General features: G+C 63.8%; 15 protein-coding genes. 4 read left to right on the top strand and 11 right to left on the bottom strand.

Annotated features, from left to right (window positions below; genetic code table 11):
• Positions 1–68: 68 nt before the first annotated feature.
• The 3 genes from CDPAHKCJ_RS10330 to CDPAHKCJ_RS10320 form a co-directional block, all read right to left on the bottom strand.
• On the bottom strand, positions 69–1,433 hold the full coding sequence (locus CDPAHKCJ_RS10330; RefSeq protein WP_166019715.1) for a HAMP domain-containing sensor histidine kinase: 1,365 nt from the start codon (positions 1,431–1,433) through the stop codon (positions 69–71).
• Positions 1,430–2,128, bottom strand: coding sequence for a response regulator transcription factor (locus CDPAHKCJ_RS10325; RefSeq protein ID WP_166019714.1), 699 nt, complete (start codon positions 2,126–2,128; stop codon positions 1,430–1,432). Before CDPAHKCJ_RS10325 ends, CDPAHKCJ_RS10330 begins: the two co-directional genes overlap by 4 nt.
• A gap of 151 nt (positions 2,129–2,279) precedes the next feature.
• Positions 2,280–2,765, bottom strand: coding sequence for a hypothetical protein (locus CDPAHKCJ_RS10320; RefSeq protein ID WP_200018633.1), 486 nt, complete (start codon positions 2,763–2,765; stop codon positions 2,280–2,282).
• 258 nt (positions 2,766–3,023) lie between these two features.
• On the opposite strand from CDPAHKCJ_RS10320, the gene CDPAHKCJ_RS10315 reads away from it, so the two are divergent.
• Positions 3,024–3,815, top strand: coding sequence for a hypothetical protein (locus CDPAHKCJ_RS10315; RefSeq protein WP_166019713.1), 792 nt, complete (start codon positions 3,024–3,026; stop codon positions 3,813–3,815).
• Positions 3,816–4,151: 336 nt separating this feature from the next.
• Positions 4,152–4,505, top strand: coding sequence for a hypothetical protein (locus CDPAHKCJ_RS10310; RefSeq protein ID WP_166019712.1), 354 nt, complete (start codon positions 4,152–4,154; stop codon positions 4,503–4,505).
• Positions 4,506–4,671: 166 nt separating this feature from the next.
• On the opposite strand, the gene coq7 is transcribed toward CDPAHKCJ_RS10310, so the two are convergent.
• Positions 4,672–5,319: a 2-polyprenyl-3-methyl-6-methoxy-1,4-benzoquinone monooxygenase gene (gene coq7, locus CDPAHKCJ_RS10305; protein ID WP_043334772.1), complete on the bottom strand. Its 648-nt coding sequence runs from the start codon at positions 5,317–5,319 to the stop codon at positions 4,672–4,674.
• Between the two features lie 260 nt (positions 5,320–5,579).
• Positions 5,580–5,921, bottom strand: coding sequence for a histidine triad nucleotide-binding protein (locus tag CDPAHKCJ_RS10300; RefSeq protein WP_043334727.1), 342 nt, complete (start codon positions 5,919–5,921; stop codon positions 5,580–5,582).
• Between the two features lie 221 nt (positions 5,922–6,142).
• Between CDPAHKCJ_RS10300 and CDPAHKCJ_RS10295 the strand changes: the two genes are divergently transcribed.
• The gene (locus tag CDPAHKCJ_RS10295) at positions 6,143–6,967 is read left to right on the top strand and encodes an RIO1 family regulatory kinase/ATPase (protein ID WP_166019711.1); all 825 of its coding nucleotides are present in this window, start codon (positions 6,143–6,145) and stop codon (positions 6,965–6,967) included.
• Between the two features lie 49 nt (positions 6,968–7,016).
• On the opposite strand, the gene CDPAHKCJ_RS10290 is transcribed toward CDPAHKCJ_RS10295, so the two are convergent.
• The 5 genes from CDPAHKCJ_RS10290 to phaR all read right to left on the bottom strand — a co-directional run bounded on the left by CDPAHKCJ_RS10290 (position 7,017) and on the right by phaR (position 11,665).
• Complete coding sequence (locus tag CDPAHKCJ_RS10290) at positions 7,017–8,033, bottom strand: alpha/beta hydrolase (protein ID WP_166019710.1); 1,017 nt, start codon at positions 8,031–8,033, stop codon at positions 7,017–7,019.
• 68 nt (positions 8,034–8,101) lie between these two features.
• Complete coding sequence (locus CDPAHKCJ_RS10285) at positions 8,102–8,974, bottom strand: phosphoribulokinase (protein ID WP_166019709.1); 873 nt, start codon at positions 8,972–8,974, stop codon at positions 8,102–8,104.
• Positions 8,974–9,429 carry an acyl-CoA thioesterase gene (locus CDPAHKCJ_RS10280; RefSeq protein ID WP_166019708.1) on the bottom strand — a complete coding sequence of 152 codons (456 nt, stop codon included), beginning with the start codon at positions 9,427–9,429 and terminating at the stop codon, positions 8,974–8,976. The genes CDPAHKCJ_RS10285 and CDPAHKCJ_RS10280 overlap by 1 nt, the downstream gene beginning before the upstream one ends.
• A 259-nt stretch (positions 9,430–9,688) precedes the next feature.
• Entirely contained in the window at positions 9,689–10,981 is a 1,293-nt protein-coding gene (gene purD, locus CDPAHKCJ_RS10275) for a phosphoribosylamine--glycine ligase (protein WP_166019707.1), read from the bottom strand.
• Positions 10,982–11,146: 165 nt separating this feature from the next.
• On the bottom strand, positions 11,147–11,665 hold the full coding sequence (gene phaR, locus CDPAHKCJ_RS10270) for a polyhydroxyalkanoate synthesis repressor PhaR (RefSeq protein ID WP_166019706.1): 519 nt from the start codon (positions 11,663–11,665) through the stop codon (positions 11,147–11,149).
• A gap of 198 nt (positions 11,666–11,863) precedes the next feature.
• Between phaR and CDPAHKCJ_RS10265 the strand changes: the two genes are divergently transcribed.
• Entirely contained in the window at positions 11,864–12,589 is a 726-nt protein-coding gene (locus CDPAHKCJ_RS10265; RefSeq protein ID WP_166019705.1) for a 16S rRNA (uracil(1498)-N(3))-methyltransferase, read from the top strand.
• 132 nt (positions 12,590–12,721) lie between these two features.
• Here CDPAHKCJ_RS10265 and CDPAHKCJ_RS13305 read toward each other — a convergent pair whose 3' ends face one another.
• The gene (locus tag CDPAHKCJ_RS13305) at positions 12,722–14,419 is read right to left on the bottom strand and encodes a deoxyribodipyrimidine photo-lyase (protein ID WP_205700842.1); all 1,698 of its coding nucleotides are present in this window, start codon (positions 14,417–14,419) and stop codon (positions 12,722–12,724) included.
• Positions 14,420–14,640 lie beyond the last annotated feature (221 nt).

The raw sequence follows: 14,640 nt of genomic DNA, 5'->3' as shown, positions 1-14,640 counted from the left end.
CTCTCGGGATGGCTGTGATAGCGCTTGACTATCAAAACAAGACCGACGATAAACGAGGCGACGCCCTGTCACTCCGTCGGCTGTGCCCCGACCAGCGGAGAGCTCGGCAGCCAGACGCGTGCCGCCAGCCCGCCCAGACTGGAGCGCTCCAACGCCAGCTCGCCCCCGTAGAGCGCCATCAGATCATCAACGATCGCCAGCCCCAGACCGGAACCGGAGCGCCCTTCATCAAGACGCGCCCCACGCCCCAGAGCGGCAGCGCCCTCTTCTTCATTCATGCCGGGGCCATCATCCTCGATGATCAACAACACGCCGCCATCGCGGGTCTCGCTGCTGACGCGCACTTGCTGGCGCGCCCACTGCAAGGCGTTCTCGAGCAGATTGCCGACCATTTCCTGCAGGTCCTGCGGGTCGACCCTCACGCTGGCGTCATCCTCCAGCGCCAGACTGAGCGTGATGCCACGCCGACTCGCCAACCGCCCGAGCCCCTCGAAGACCGGCCCCGCCGCCTCACGCAGGCTGATGCGCCCGCTGAGATGCGCGCCACCGGCGGCACTGGCACGCGCCAGGTGGTGACGCACGGCTTCATCGATGCGCCTGAGCTCGGCGTCGATCCGCGCACGGTCCTCGCCGTCAAAGCGCTCGGACTGCGCCTTGAGCACGCTGACCGGCGTCTTGAGGGCATGCGCCAGATTGCCGGCCGCCGCGCGACCACGCTCGATCAAGCGCTGGTCACGCTCGAGCACGGCATTGATGGCGCGGGTCAGCTCGGTCAGCTCCGGCGGCAGGCGGGTCTCCTCCAGCCGCTCCGCCTCGCCGTCGGCGACCTTCTTGAGGCGAGCCCGCAGGCGCCGCAGAGGCGCCAGCCCCCAGCTGATCTGGGCGGCAGAGCCGCACACCAAAAGCGATGCCAAGGCCACCAGCGCACCCGCCAGCAGCCACTCGAAGCGCGCGACCTCGGCATCGACCTCGCTACGACTGGCCGCCACCATCACGTGCAGTGGCTGATTGCGGCCGGGCAGGCGAATATCACGCTCGAGGGAGCGCAGCACCTGATGGCGCGGCCCCTTGAGGTCACGGCTGATGATGACGCCCTTGTCCATGTCTTCCAGCGGCGGCAGGCGTTGGTCCCACAGCGAGCGCGACGTCAGCACATTGCCGTTGCGATCGGAGATCTGCCAGTACCAGCCCGAGTAGGCCTGGTCGAAGCGTGGGTCGCCCAGCGAGCGTGTCAGGCCGGGGCGGCCCTTCTCGCGGTCGAACTGGATGGCGGCGATCAGCACCTTCGACAGCGACAGCAGGCGCTGGTCGAAGGCGGTGGTCACGGCATCACGGAAGCTCCAGGCCAGACCGAGCCCGGTCAGCGGCATGACGATCAAGGCAATGACCAGCGAGCCGCCCAGCAAGCGGCGGCCGACGGACAGTGGCTTCATGCGTCACGGCCATCCGTCGGCGCCTGTGTCTCGGCGTCCGGATCACGCAGACGATAGCCACGTCCGCGCAGCGTCTCGATGCGCTCGGCACCCAGCTTGCGACGCAGACGGCTGATCTGCACGTCGATGACGTTGGAATCGGGTTCGTGGTCGCGGTCATAGACATGCTCGACCAGTTCAGAACGGCTGACCACACCGGGCACGGCGTGCATCAGGTGCATCAGCAGGCGCGTTTCCTGGGCGGTCAGCGACACGGGGCGCCCCGCCAGACTGACGGTACCGCCGTGGGTATCACAGGCCAGATCACCCAGCTTGAGCACGGGGTGGGCATGGCCGCGTGAGCGACGCACCAGGGCGCGCAGACGGAAGATGACCTCGGCGGTCTCGAAGGGCTTGGTGACGTAATCATCGGCACCGGCAGAGAAGCCGGCAGCCTTGTCAGACCAGCGCTCCCGCGCGGTCAGTACCAGCACCGGCACCTCGATGCCGGCTTCTCGCCACTGGGACAGCCAGCGGGTGCCATCGCCGTCCGGCAGGCCGAGATCCAGCACCACGGCATCGTAGCTCTCGGTCTGGATCAGAAAGTCGGCGTCTCCCCCGGTAGTGGCATGCTCAACCAGAACATCGGCTTCTCCCAGGCGCGCCATCAGCGCTTCGGCCAACGGCATGTCATCTTCAACCAGCAATATCTTCATCGATTCTCGGGCTCCTGACGCAAGCGGCGTTCTACCGGTGGCGCAATGGACAATGGCACTAGCATACCGTTCCTCCGGGCCGCCAGGCACCCTCGGCGCCTTATCAAAGCCTGCGCTGGCACTGCCTGGCGCGGTCTCTGCCTGCCGTGCCCTACTGACGCTCGCTCTCGGCACTACCAGCGTCAGACGCAAGCGGCGCGTCGCCGGTCTCGGGCAGGGGCTCAGACAAGGAACCACTGCCAGCACGACGCATGGCATCGAGATTGACCCCGCGCACCTCACGTAGACTGCCATCCGAGGCACGCACGGTGAATCTGGCCATCTGGCCCTGCGGGCCGAGCATCTCGACCTCGTAGATCAGCTCGCCATGTGTCTCTTCGAGCTCCACCTCGACCACCTGCCCCAGCCAGTCACGCTCGAGGCTATCGAGCAGCTCGGACAACGAGATGACGCGTCCGGCGGCGACTTCATCGTGCAGGCTGCGCCAGCGCTCGCTGTCACATAGCGCATGCGGTGGCAGAGCCAGCGCACCGACCAGCAGGCTCCCGAGCCCGAGGCACAGCCAGACATAACGTTGCCGCCATTGACTGCCACGCGCTGCATTGGCGTCTGGCTGAGCCTTGTGGGGAGTCTGCATGAAGGGGAACCTCGTGAATGACGGCGGGGCTGGTGTGCGCCCATGGCGGACGCTTGCGCGTGGCGAGCAATCTAGCAACGGAATGTGCACTCAAACCTGCGTTGGAACAACGCGGACCACTCCGAGAGCAACCACTGACCCTGTGATGCAGAGACTGACAGGAGGCAATGAACCTCAGATGAATTCACGTCTCAGCGTCGCGCAAGGTCGCCTGGCCCACAGTGAGCGCCATGCCCAGCCATCCTTGAGGAGGGTGTCATGTCCCCATCAGCCGCGTCCCGTATTGCTCCCGTTCGTGAATCAGACTCCGCATCCCGGCAGCCGCCGGCCGCAGGTGCCGCCCCGTCTCGCTTCTGGCTCGCCAGCCGCGCAGTCCAGCACTGGCGACACGGCCTGGGCGTCAGCGCACTCGGCCTGATGCTGGGCTCGGCTCCCGCCTATGCCAATGGCATCGAGGACCTGCCGGTGCGCCATCAGTTGTCAGCGGCAGAGCTCTCGACCTCTGGACTCTCGGCCAATGGGTCCTCGACCACCAAGCACTCAAATGGCGACCGGGCGCACGCCACGCTCGGCAATGATGCCGGGAAGCCGGCGACGGATATCTCTGACGCCGCGTCCACTCAGGGACTTGCGCCAGAGCTGCTCACGCAGATGATGCTCCACGCCAGTCGCAAAGGCATGCTGGAATTCAGTACGCTGGATATCCGCGACGATCATGTTCAGTTCACGGGCTGGGGGCATAATGGGTGGCAGATGGAACTGGCCATCAATCTCGCCGATGGAGAATTCATCAGCGAAGCGCTGCGTCAGAGTGATTCCGCGCCCGGCAGCAAGGCCATCGATGGCGACAGCATGCGTCAGACCTTGAATTTTGCCGCTGTCGACGGCATCAAGAGAGTGCAGAGCGTCGAAGTCACCGCGCACTCCATCAAGATTCACGGGCGCGATGCGCAAGGCAGGCCGCAGAGGATGGCATTGAACATGCCGCTGCCGGGCAATGCTTTCAACCTCGCCGCCAGCGCATCCATGAATCCGGATTACAGGCCGTGAACTGATTGACCCGCTTGACCCGCAATCGTGCTTCATTGCGGTTCCGGGACTGGGCCCGACCGCCAGCGCTGGGTCAACGCCGAAGCCGCTTGACGGCAACGATGCCAACTTCGATGCTGAACGAGTCAACCGCCCGCCCGATGCCATCAGACGCCTCATGCAAAAGTGCGTCGCATCGAGCCCCACTTATCCATTCCCCGGCCCTGAGCACGAATGCCAGTAGCGCCGGAAAAGATAACCCCCTGTTTCCTGACCCGATATCCCCGACCACCCACTTTCACCTATCGGGTCATCCTCGCCCGGCCTGACGGCCCGGCTCTATCGTGGAGAAGACACATGCAAGGCCAACAGCACAACACTCTGTGGAACCAGGCTCGCCAATGGCAGGCCAATGCAGGCAACCAACGTCCCTCCAATGGCCTGTCCGGCCTCAAGCTGGTCGCCGCCTGGCTGATCGGTGGCGTGGTCATGATCTTCAGCCTGTTCGCAGCGCTGGTGATGATGGTACTCGGCATCATCATGCTGCCCTTCATCCGCCGTCGCATGAAAAAGCGCATGAGCGAGATGCAGCAGCGCATGCAGGAGGCCCAGGACAAGGCCAATGGCCGCCAGAACTATTCGCGTGATGCCACGCGTGAAGACGGCAGCAGCACCGAGACGCTGGACGGTGAGTACCAGGTCAAGGAATAAGCCCTGACGCCAGAGACCGCTGTACGTCTTACACCGGCCGTCTCGCAATGACTGTCCCGTAATGATCATCACGACGTTCGCCAAGAACGCAAAAGGCCGCCCCATGGGGCGGCCTTTTGCGTTGCAGCATCCTGAAGCTGCCAAGGCAAGCTCAGGCGTCTGACCATCACACCCGATAGACGCTGGCCGTCATCACCTTGGACATCAGGCGCATGGCGCTCTTCAGCGGCCCCGGGAAGCGATGACCACCGGCTTCCAGCGCCCACTGCTCATGATGGGCTTCGTCGATTTCCATCTGACGCAACACGGCGCGTGAGCGCTGATCACCCTCGGGCAACGTCTGCTGGTGCTTCGACAGGTGCTCGCCGACCAACTCTTCGGTCGCGGCCACAAACCCGAGGCTGACCTTGTCATTGATGGCTCCCGCCGCTGCCCCGAGCGCGAAACTCGTCATGTAGAACAGCGGATTGAGCAGGCTGGTATTGGCATCCAGCTCGACGAGTCGTGCATCGCACCAGGCCAGGTGGTCGATCTCTTCCTGGGCGGCCAGCTCCATCTGCGTGCGCGTTTCGGGCAGACGCGCCGTGAACCCCTGACCCTGATAGAGCGCCTGGGCACACACCTCGCCAGTGTGGTTGATGCGCATCAGGCCAGCGGCGTGCTGACGCTCTTCATCGCTGATCGCTTCGTCATGGATGTCGCCCGCCGGAGAGGGACGCGACGGCTGGGCGGCATGTGGCACCAGGGTACGCAGTACGGTGTCGAACTGATGGATCAACTGATCGGCGCGGCTGTGATGACGTTGCGCCGAAATGGCATCGGAATGCGGCATGGGAAGACTCCTGCACGGCGTGAGCAATGAGGCCATCTTACTCAAGCCAGCCCGCGACGGTAAGGGGCAGAGTGTCGCCGGGCGAGGCCTGACCGGCCCCCTTGCGCCGTGGCTTCCCCAATGAAAAACCGGCAATGCCGTTTTCACGACATTGCCGGTATGCGCCTGTGTGCCGCGCGCTTGTTATCGCTAGCCGCTACCTGCCCGCGAACCGCCGGTACAGGCGCCTGCTCTATGCCGGCTCAGCCAGCCGGCCATGTGAAGCGGCGACCACCCATCAGGTGCATATGAATATGATAGACCGTCTGGCCGCCATCTTCATTGCAGTTCATCACCACGCGATAACCGCCCTCGGCAAAACCGTAGTCCTTCGCCAGTCTGGCGGCGGTGTACTGCAGGCGCCCTACCGTGGCCAGCTGATGCTCCTCGATATCGTTGAGCGTGGCGATGTGCTGCTTGGGGATGATCAACACATGGGTCGGCGCCTGCGGATTGATGTCATTGAAGGCCAGCACCTCATCATCCTCATAGACGATATCGGCGGGAATCTCGCGGTTGATGATCTTGCAGAACAGACAGTCCATGACACCTTCTCCCTTGAAGTGAGGCTGCCCATGGCAGCGTGGCTTGCCAGCGTAGCGCCAGCCGGGCAACAGGCCAAGGGCAGAGACAGGAATACGCGGGCCAGCTTGCAGACAGGGCAATGTCGCCTTCAGGGAAACAGACTGATTCACCGCTGCCAGTGGGCGAATGAGGAAAACAGTAGGATAATCATTGTTATCCCGCTAACGAGAAGCCGTCTGTCATGCCCGTGTTCACTCGCCAAGATTCCTCCCTGCGCAAGGCCAACCACGAACTGGAGGCCGGCCTTGGCACTCACGGCGAGACACGACCGGCCACTGTCGGCTCCCCCGCCGTTGATCGCGCTGAGCCTACGCGCGCCGAGAAGGCGCAGGCGGCACTGCGTGCCGCGCCCAGGGTCGCGCGTGTTGACGGCGAACAGACCCCGGGCGAGTTCCTGCAGCGCGCCAAGGGCTTTCTCAAGGCCGAGGTCTATATCACGCACCTCAATGGCCAGGCGGTGGTCTGCAAGGATTACCGCCGCTATGCCGGCACGCCGGCGGCATTGGTGGCACGCTGGCTGGTACGCCATGAGCTGAAGATGCTCGAGCGCTTGGGCGACTGGACACACGCCCCTCGCGCCGTGGCGCGCCTGTCACCGCTGTCGCTGGCGATGGAGTACATCCCCGGGCCGCTGCTGAGTGATGCCGCCCTGGATGACGTGACGGATGCCCGCCTCAGTCAGCAGCTGATTCTCGTCGTGCAGCAACTCCATCAGCGCCAGATGGCTCATAACGACATCCGAGGTTCCAACGTCGTGCTGCGCGATGGCGTGCCGGTCCTGATCGACTTCACCTCTGCCGTGCGCCTGCCACGCCTGCCGGGCACGGCCAGCCTTGCGCGCATGATGCGCCGCTTCGATCTGCGCCACTCGCTGAAGCTCAAGCAACGCACCCTCGGCCTGCCGCTGAGCACCCGCGAGGCACGCCTGCTGATCCGCAGTGGCCGTCTGAATCGCACCCTGCGCGTCTGGAAGAAAGGCATCCTGCCGCGCCTCAAGGGTCGGTAGGTCACGACGCAAACCAGCCTCTATCCACGTCATCTCAGGTGGCAGAGGCTCATGAATCCTGCTTGAGCGCCTTGTCCAGTGTCACCTTGAAGCGCTCGAAGTCTTCCATCTGCGGCAGGTGTCCCAGACCGTCAAGCTCATAAAGCTCGGCATCCGGGATCAAGGCAGCAGCATGCTTGCCGAGCTGATCATAACGCCCCAGCTCGCGCTCCACCCCGTCCTTCTTCCAGCCGCGCCCCGGCGCGGTTCTGTCCCGCGTCCCGATGATCAGTTTCACGGGAACGGCAAAGTCCTCGAATTCCGTGATCACCGGCTGGGTGAAGATCATGTCGTAGGTCTTGGCATTGACCCACGCCATGGTGTCCTTGTCAGGCCCCTGGATCTGACCGGTGATGAAATCGGTGAGCGAGGAGTACTCGTCATTCCAGTCTCCGGCGTAGTAGTTCTTCTGCTGGTAGCGCTTGACGCTTTCCGGTGTCTTGGCCAGCTCGTTCTTGTAGAAGAAATCGGTGTCCTTGTAATCCTCGTATTCGAGATAGTTCTCGAGGCCGATCGGATTGACCAGAATCAACTCATCCGTCGTCTTCGGATACATCAAGGCAAAGCGACTTGCCAGCATTCCGCCCATGGAGTGCCCGAGTATGATCGAGTCCTTGATCCCCAGAGAATCCATCAGATCGTGGGTATGCTTCGCCAGGGCAGCGAAGGAATACTGGTAATCCACCGGCTTGGAGGATTTCCCGAACCCGATCTGGTCCGGAATCAATACGCCGTAGCCGAGGGACTGGAGATAGCGCGCGGTTGGCGTCCAGTAATCGGCGTTGAAGTTCTTGCCATGCATGAGCGTGACGACCGGCATGCCCTCGGATGGCGCCAGATAGATGTACGCCATCTTCAAGGACTGGCGCTGTGAATTGAACGCGAAGTAGTTCACGTCGAAGTCGTACGCATAGCCGGTCAACATGGCATCGTAGGAGAGTGACGAGGTATCAGCGGGCTGAGCGGCATAGGTATTGCCTGCCAGGAGCAGCAAGCTGGAGAAACACAAGGCCTTGATCGGGGACATCGATGATTCCTGTAATGAATGAAGACGACGCATGCCCGATGACGGCATCGCGCAGGTGCTGACTGGCGTCAGCGGAAACGCCGCTGCGCCAGCAGGCTTCTGACCAAGGGCGTGATGATCAGTTCAATAGCCAGTGCCATCAGCGCGCCCGGTACCACCAGCGTGTGAGGACGCGACATGAACGAGCCCTGGATCATCGCGAGCAGGAAGGGGAAGTCGACACTGCCGGGATCACGGAAGTGAATCACGACCATCGACTCGGCATCCGTCGGGATATCCTGCGGTTCGAAGGGGTTGGAGGTATCCACCGTCGGCACGCGCTGGAAGTTGATGTGCGTGCGTGAGAACTGCGGCTGGATGTAGCGCACGTAGTCATCCATGCGGCTCAGGATGGTGTCGACCACCGCTTCCTGGGAATGCCCGCGCAGCTTGGTGTCGCGATCGATCTTCTGGATCCACTCCAGATTCATGGTCGGTGCCACCCCGATCAGCAGATCGACATGACGCGCGATGTCATGCTCCGGCGTCACCAGCCCGCCATGCAACCCCTCGTAGAACAGCAGGTCCGTACAGTCCGGCAGCGACTGCCATTCGGTGAAGGTGCCGACCTTGTAGCCGGCCTCGATCATGCGCTTGTCTTCGGCATGGATGTAATGACGATGCGTGCCGGAGCCCTGCTCGCCATACTCGACGAACAGCGCTTCCAGACGATCGAGCTGATTGGCCTCGACCGCGAAGTGAGACAGCTCGCGCTTGCGCTCCGGCGCCTCCTGGAACATGCGCACCAGCTCATCACGGGTATAACGGTGAAAGGCATCCCCATCCACGTAGGCGGCATGAATCGCCTCACGCGAGAACATGCGCTCGAAGGTGCGCATGACGGTAGTGGTGCCCGCGCCGGAAGACCCCGTCACGGCGATGATCGGATATTCCCGCGACATCAGTTGGTTACCTGAGAAGACATGGCAGTGACGGCCTGCTCGATGGCGGTACTGACGCGCGCGCTCGGTTCCGCCAGCCCCTGCTCGCCAGCGAACACCAGCCCGACGCGCAGCGTCGCCAGTACCGCGTCATCGCTGACACGCAGCAGGCGGTGATGGACGCCAAGCCCCTTGCCGGACACGCTGTCGATGGCCGTTTCCACCACGAGAGCGTCACCCAGCCGGCCCTCGCCCTGATACTGCACGGCGAGATCCGCGACGATGCTCATCAGCCCATCGATGTTCCACTCGGGGAAGCCCAGCGCCTGCCAAGCCTGGCCCCGCGCCTCGTGCGCCAGGCTGACCACGCTGTCGTGGCCCAGGTGCTGGCCATAGTTGATGTCGCTGACCCGAATCGTCATCGGGTGGCGATGTACCAGGCGGGAAACCGGAAATTCAAGCCGGATACGGTCCATGCAGACTCCTTGTCGGCGAGACAGGAAAAGGGTTCAGGGCGGACGGCGACGCCATCGTTCGCCGCCGGTCAGCCTCAAGAAGGAATAGAGGATGACTAGGGTTATCGCATGCCCGACACCGCCATGACCAGACCCCGACACGATGGTCGTAGGCGCTCAGGGCGTCGAGAGACACCCCAACGACAAGACCCGGCCTGAGGCCGGGTCTTGTCGTGAAGCAGGCATGTCGCGGGGGGATGGCCCGTGCGACTCAGCGCTTTCAGCTATCGCCGCGCTCGCGAGCGATGGCGCGCCAGGCGATGTCGCGACGCACCAGCATGTCCTGCCAGCTGATGGCATCGACGCCTTCATAGGCACGCTCGGTGGCCGCCGCGACGCTGTCGCCCAGTGCAGTGACGCACAGCACGCGACCACCGCTGGTGATGACCTGGCCGTCCTTTTCGGCGGTGCCGGCATGGAAGACCTTGCAGCCGGTCGCTTCGGCAGCGTCGAACCCGCTGATGACATCGCCCTTGCGGTAGCTGGCCGGATAGCCACCCGCTGCCAGCACCACGCCGACCGCCGCGCGGGAATCCCACTCGCAGCTCTGGGTGTCGAGACGCCCCTCTTCGGCGGCCAGACACAGCGCGACCAGATCGGACTTCAGACGCACCATGATCGGCTGGGTTTCCGGGTCACCGAAGCGGCAGTTGTACTCGATGATCTTCGGCGCGCCCTGGGCATCGATCATCAGACCGGCATACAGGAAGCCGGTGTAGGGGTGGCCTTCGGCCGCCATGCCACGAACGGTGGGCAGAATGATCTCGTCCATCACGCGCTGGTGAACGTCAGCCGTCACCACCGGTGCCGGAGAGTAGGCCCCCATGCCACCGGTGTTGGGGCCGGTATCGCCTTCGCCGACGCGCTTGTGATCCTGACTGGTGGCCATCGGCAGCACGTTCTCGCCGTCGACCATCACGATGAAGCTGGCTTCCTCGCCGTCGAGGAATTCCTCGATCACCACGCGTGCGCCGGCATCGCCGAAGGCGTTGTCCTCGAGCATGTCACGCACCGCTGCGCGGGCTTCCTCGTCGCTCATCGCGACCACGACACCCTTGCCCGCCGCCAGGCCATCAGCCTTGATGACGATGGGCGCCGGATGGGCCGCCAGGTACTCAAGCGCCGCATCGACCTCCGCGAAGGTCGCGTAGTCGCCGGTCGGGATGGCATGACGCGCCAGGAAGTCCTTGGTGAAGGCCTTGGAGCCTTCCAGCTGGGCGGCTCCGGCCGTCGGGCCGAAGCACTTGAGACCCGCTTCGCGGAAGCGATCGACCACGCCGATCACCAGCGGCGCTTCCGGGCCGACGATGGTCAGCTCGATGGCGTTGTCACGCGCGAAGGCGACCAGCGCCTCGAGATCGTCAGCGGCAATCGCCAGATTGGTCAGCTTGGACTCGCGCGCCGTACCCGCATTGCCGGGCGCCACGAAGACCTCCTCGACACGGGATGACTGGGCGGCCTTCCAGGCCAGCGCATGTTCGCGGCCACCGCCGCCGATGATCAGGACCTTCATCTTTTCAACCTTCATGAGCCAGTGAGGATCAGGGCTACCCGCATGGCGCGAGCTACCGAGGAAATATCAGGCTGCGCATTATGGCAGAAAGGCGCCCTGCTCGGGGCGCCCCTTTTCACATCATGATGAATTTGTGTGAAAGCTGAGTCTGACACGGCGTCACACTCAGCGTCGCTCATCATCCGGCGGCATATCCGACTCATCAGGCGCCGCATCCGCATCGTCGGGCCGTGAGCGCGAGGAGTTCCTGCCAGCGCCCATGCCCCCTCCCATGGCCTGCTGCCAGAAGCGCAGATTCTCTTCGGCGACCTCGCGCATCATTTCCATCGGCGAGTGACGCATGGCCTGAGACCACTGCTCCTGCATGCGCTGCTGCTGCTCCATCATCAGCCGCGTACCCTGCTCCAGATAACCGGCCAGCGGCAACGGCTTGGCCATCGCGTAGATACGGATGAACTGCTCCAGCAGCTCGTTGGAGAAGACCTCGGCGTCGCCCTCGCCCTGCTCCTGCTCGATGATGATGGTCAGCAGGATGGTACGCGTGAGGTCCTCACCGCTCTTGGCGTCCTCGACCTTGAAGACCTCTTCCGCCAGCACCAGGCTGCGCAGGTCTTCCAGGGTCACGTAGCGGCTCTGCTCGGTGTCGTATAGGCGCCGATTGGCATATTTGCGGATCACTCGCACGTGTCAGGCTCCTGTCGATTTTTCTTCATTGTGCACTCAAGGGGGGGGACTGCAAGAAAAGGCGTCTCCACGCGTCAGCCATTGACGCCATGCCAACGCTGTCCCCGTCGGGACAGCAGGCACGACATGCTAGAATAACGCCCCGCTTGCCACTGTCTGCAAGCGATGCATCCCGCCCTCCACTGCCCCGGTATTGCCATGAATCTGATTTTGCTCGGCGCTGATGACCTGACCACTCAGGACCACGCACGTGTCACGGACCCGCGCCGCCTGCGCCATCTGCGTGAGGTGCATCGTGCCAACGTCGGCGACGAGATGACGCTGGGGGTGGAGGGTGGCCTGATCGGCCGTGGCCGCCTGGAGCGACTGGACGCGGACGGCGCCGAATTCAGCCTGACGCTGGACCGTCAGCCGCCGGCGCCACTCGATGTGCATCTGCTGCTGGCGCTGCCGCGCCCGCGCATGCTGGCACGCTCGCTGGAACACGTCACGGCATTGGGCGTGAAGCACATCACCCTGCTGCATACGCGACGTGTCGAGAAGAGTTATTGGCAGTCGCCGGAGCTCAAGGAAGACAAGATTCGCCAGCATCTGGTGCTGGGACTGGAGCAGGCACGTGACACCATCATGCCGACGGTGACCCACGAGAAACTGTTCAAACCTTTCGTGGAAGACCGCCTGCCGGCACTGATGGCACCGGCATCAGGCACGCCTCCCCGCGGCATCATCGCCCATCCGGGCATGCCGAATGAGTGCCCACGCGCCGTCCGCGAGCCGGTAATGCTGGCCATCGGCCCGGAAGGCGGCTTCGTGGACTATGAGGTCGAGAAATTCATGGCGGCAGGCTTTGAAGGGGTGCATCTGGGCGAGCGTATCCTGCGCGTCGAGACGGCCGTCACGGCGCTATTGGCACGTCTGGGCTGAAGAGCGCCAGGTCATAAAAGCAGGTCATGAAAGCAGCAGTCATAGCAGCTGGCCATGGCTGCAGGACGTAGAAGAGGTGCCAGTCGAGCCTGGATCTTCCCGGACGACTCGCGTGGCATCGACACCGCCTGATCACACATCGAAGCCCGCCAGATGCCGCCATTCCCCCCAGTGGATGGCGGCGTCGTAATCGAGCAGGCAACGCTCGAACCAACGCGCACCCAACCGCCAGTCGCCGCCGCGCTCCAGCCAGGCACCGGCCAGATACTTGCGCTCGGACCACGGCAACCAGCCTTCGCGTACCAGCACCTGCATGGCCTTGTCGGCACGGGCATCACCGGTTCGCCCTTCGCGCCAGCGCGCAAAGGCGTCGTCATTTGCGGCGTCTTCCCGCAACGCGGCGCCATACCAGGCGGCGCGAGCCTCCTCGTCCTTGTCGCGCAGCATGCGCTGCCAGCACTCGCGCTGCAGCACGATGGCCAGCAGCTGCTGATTGATCGCCTCATCACCCGCCTCGTGGCGGCGGGCATCCAGCACCTGCAGGATGCGGCGCGGACTGATGCAACCCAGCGCCAGCCAGGCTGCCAGGGGCCATGCATCCGCCGGACGCGCCATCAATTGCATATCGTCCAGCGTCTTCCCCGCCTCCCGCTGGGGTGCCAGCCCCGCCGGCACACCAGCGCCTTCGGCATCGGCAAGGTGCGATCGCTGATAGGACGCTCCTTCGATCGAGTCATCATCCCTCTTGCCGGCATCTCCCTTCGCCCAGGCCTTGCCCCACAGCAAGGTCGACAGGTGGGTGCGGGCGGGTTCCTCGCCGCCCTGCAACTCCGCAAGCCTGTCAGTCGCCGGCTGCCAGGCTTGCGCCGAGCCACAGATGGCATCCAGCGGCGGAAAGCCACGCGAGGCAGAATCGGGCCACGGCGGCAGGGAATAGGGCAGCCCCTGCAAGGGTGACTGCGCCTCGCACAGCGCGCGCCACTGCTCATCATTCAGCCCCGACGGGGAAGCCTCGCGTTGAGACAGAGCCGCGCGTTGAGACCGAGCCTCGCACTGAGGACGCGCCTGCAAGGCACCGGGTACCGGCGCCAGCACGGCCGAAGGCGGCAACATCAGGTCGGCCACCCCAGAGTCATCGCCACCACTGGCATGCAGCACCTGCGAGGCAAGCGCTGCGCAGGTCGCCAGATCCTCATGATCGCCTGATGCGCCTGTATCAGCAGAGTCTGTATCACGCAGATCGAGATGATCACCAGAGGGAGCCGCACGCTCGTCTGCGACAGGGGTCGCCCCGTGCGCATCACCCAGGCGCGCAGACTTTTCGCGGGGGAGTCTGCCCGGCAGCAGGCGATCAAGCAGCGGGCCATCCAGCAGCTGGCTATCGAAGGCGATCTGGTCAGGGGGGTGACAGTGGAGCCGAGTCGAGGCCGGCAGGCGGCGTGAGAGCTGCTGCAGAGCGCGGCTGTCTTCCGGCGCGGCGGCGAGGCTGACTTCCAGACACTGGACATCATGCCGGGCGACCTGCGTCAGCACTTCCTCGACGGGGTCCCCGACGCGCACCAGCAGGTCGCTTCCGCGGCGCAGCAGCATGCCACGCAGGTTCATCAAGCTCTGCCACAGCAGGCGCAGACGCGCTGGCCCCAGGCGTGGCAAGCCGTCGCTCGGCGCAAGCAAGCGACGGTCGAAGACATACATCACCAGCATCTGGTGCGGGCGACGTGACAGGGGCAGCGCGAACAGCGGGTTGTCTTCCAGCCGCAGGTCGTGACGCAACCACACCAGAGAGGTTTCGGGCGCATTGCCCGAATGCATGCTGGCGACCTCGTGCATGGTGACCTCGTACAGAATGACGTCGTGCAGATGACGTGGTGGAACGTATGGCGTGCAATATTTGTACAAGAAAATCGACATCTTGTACAACACTTCACAGGGTACATATCGCGTTCCGGCGGGTCGGGCATGCGCTGGCGAGGGGTGCAAGTGCGTGATACATTCGAGAGGTTAGGTCACGTTCCATCAATGTTTTCAACAAGATCGCGCAAGTGTCTCCA

Source organism: Cobetia sp. MB87 (assembly GCF_011319755.1).
Classification (GTDB): domain Bacteria; phylum Pseudomonadota; class Gammaproteobacteria; order Pseudomonadales; family Halomonadaceae; genus Cobetia.
Note: the sequence above shows the minus strand (reverse complement) of the source record. Positions and strands in the feature narration are given on the sequence as shown.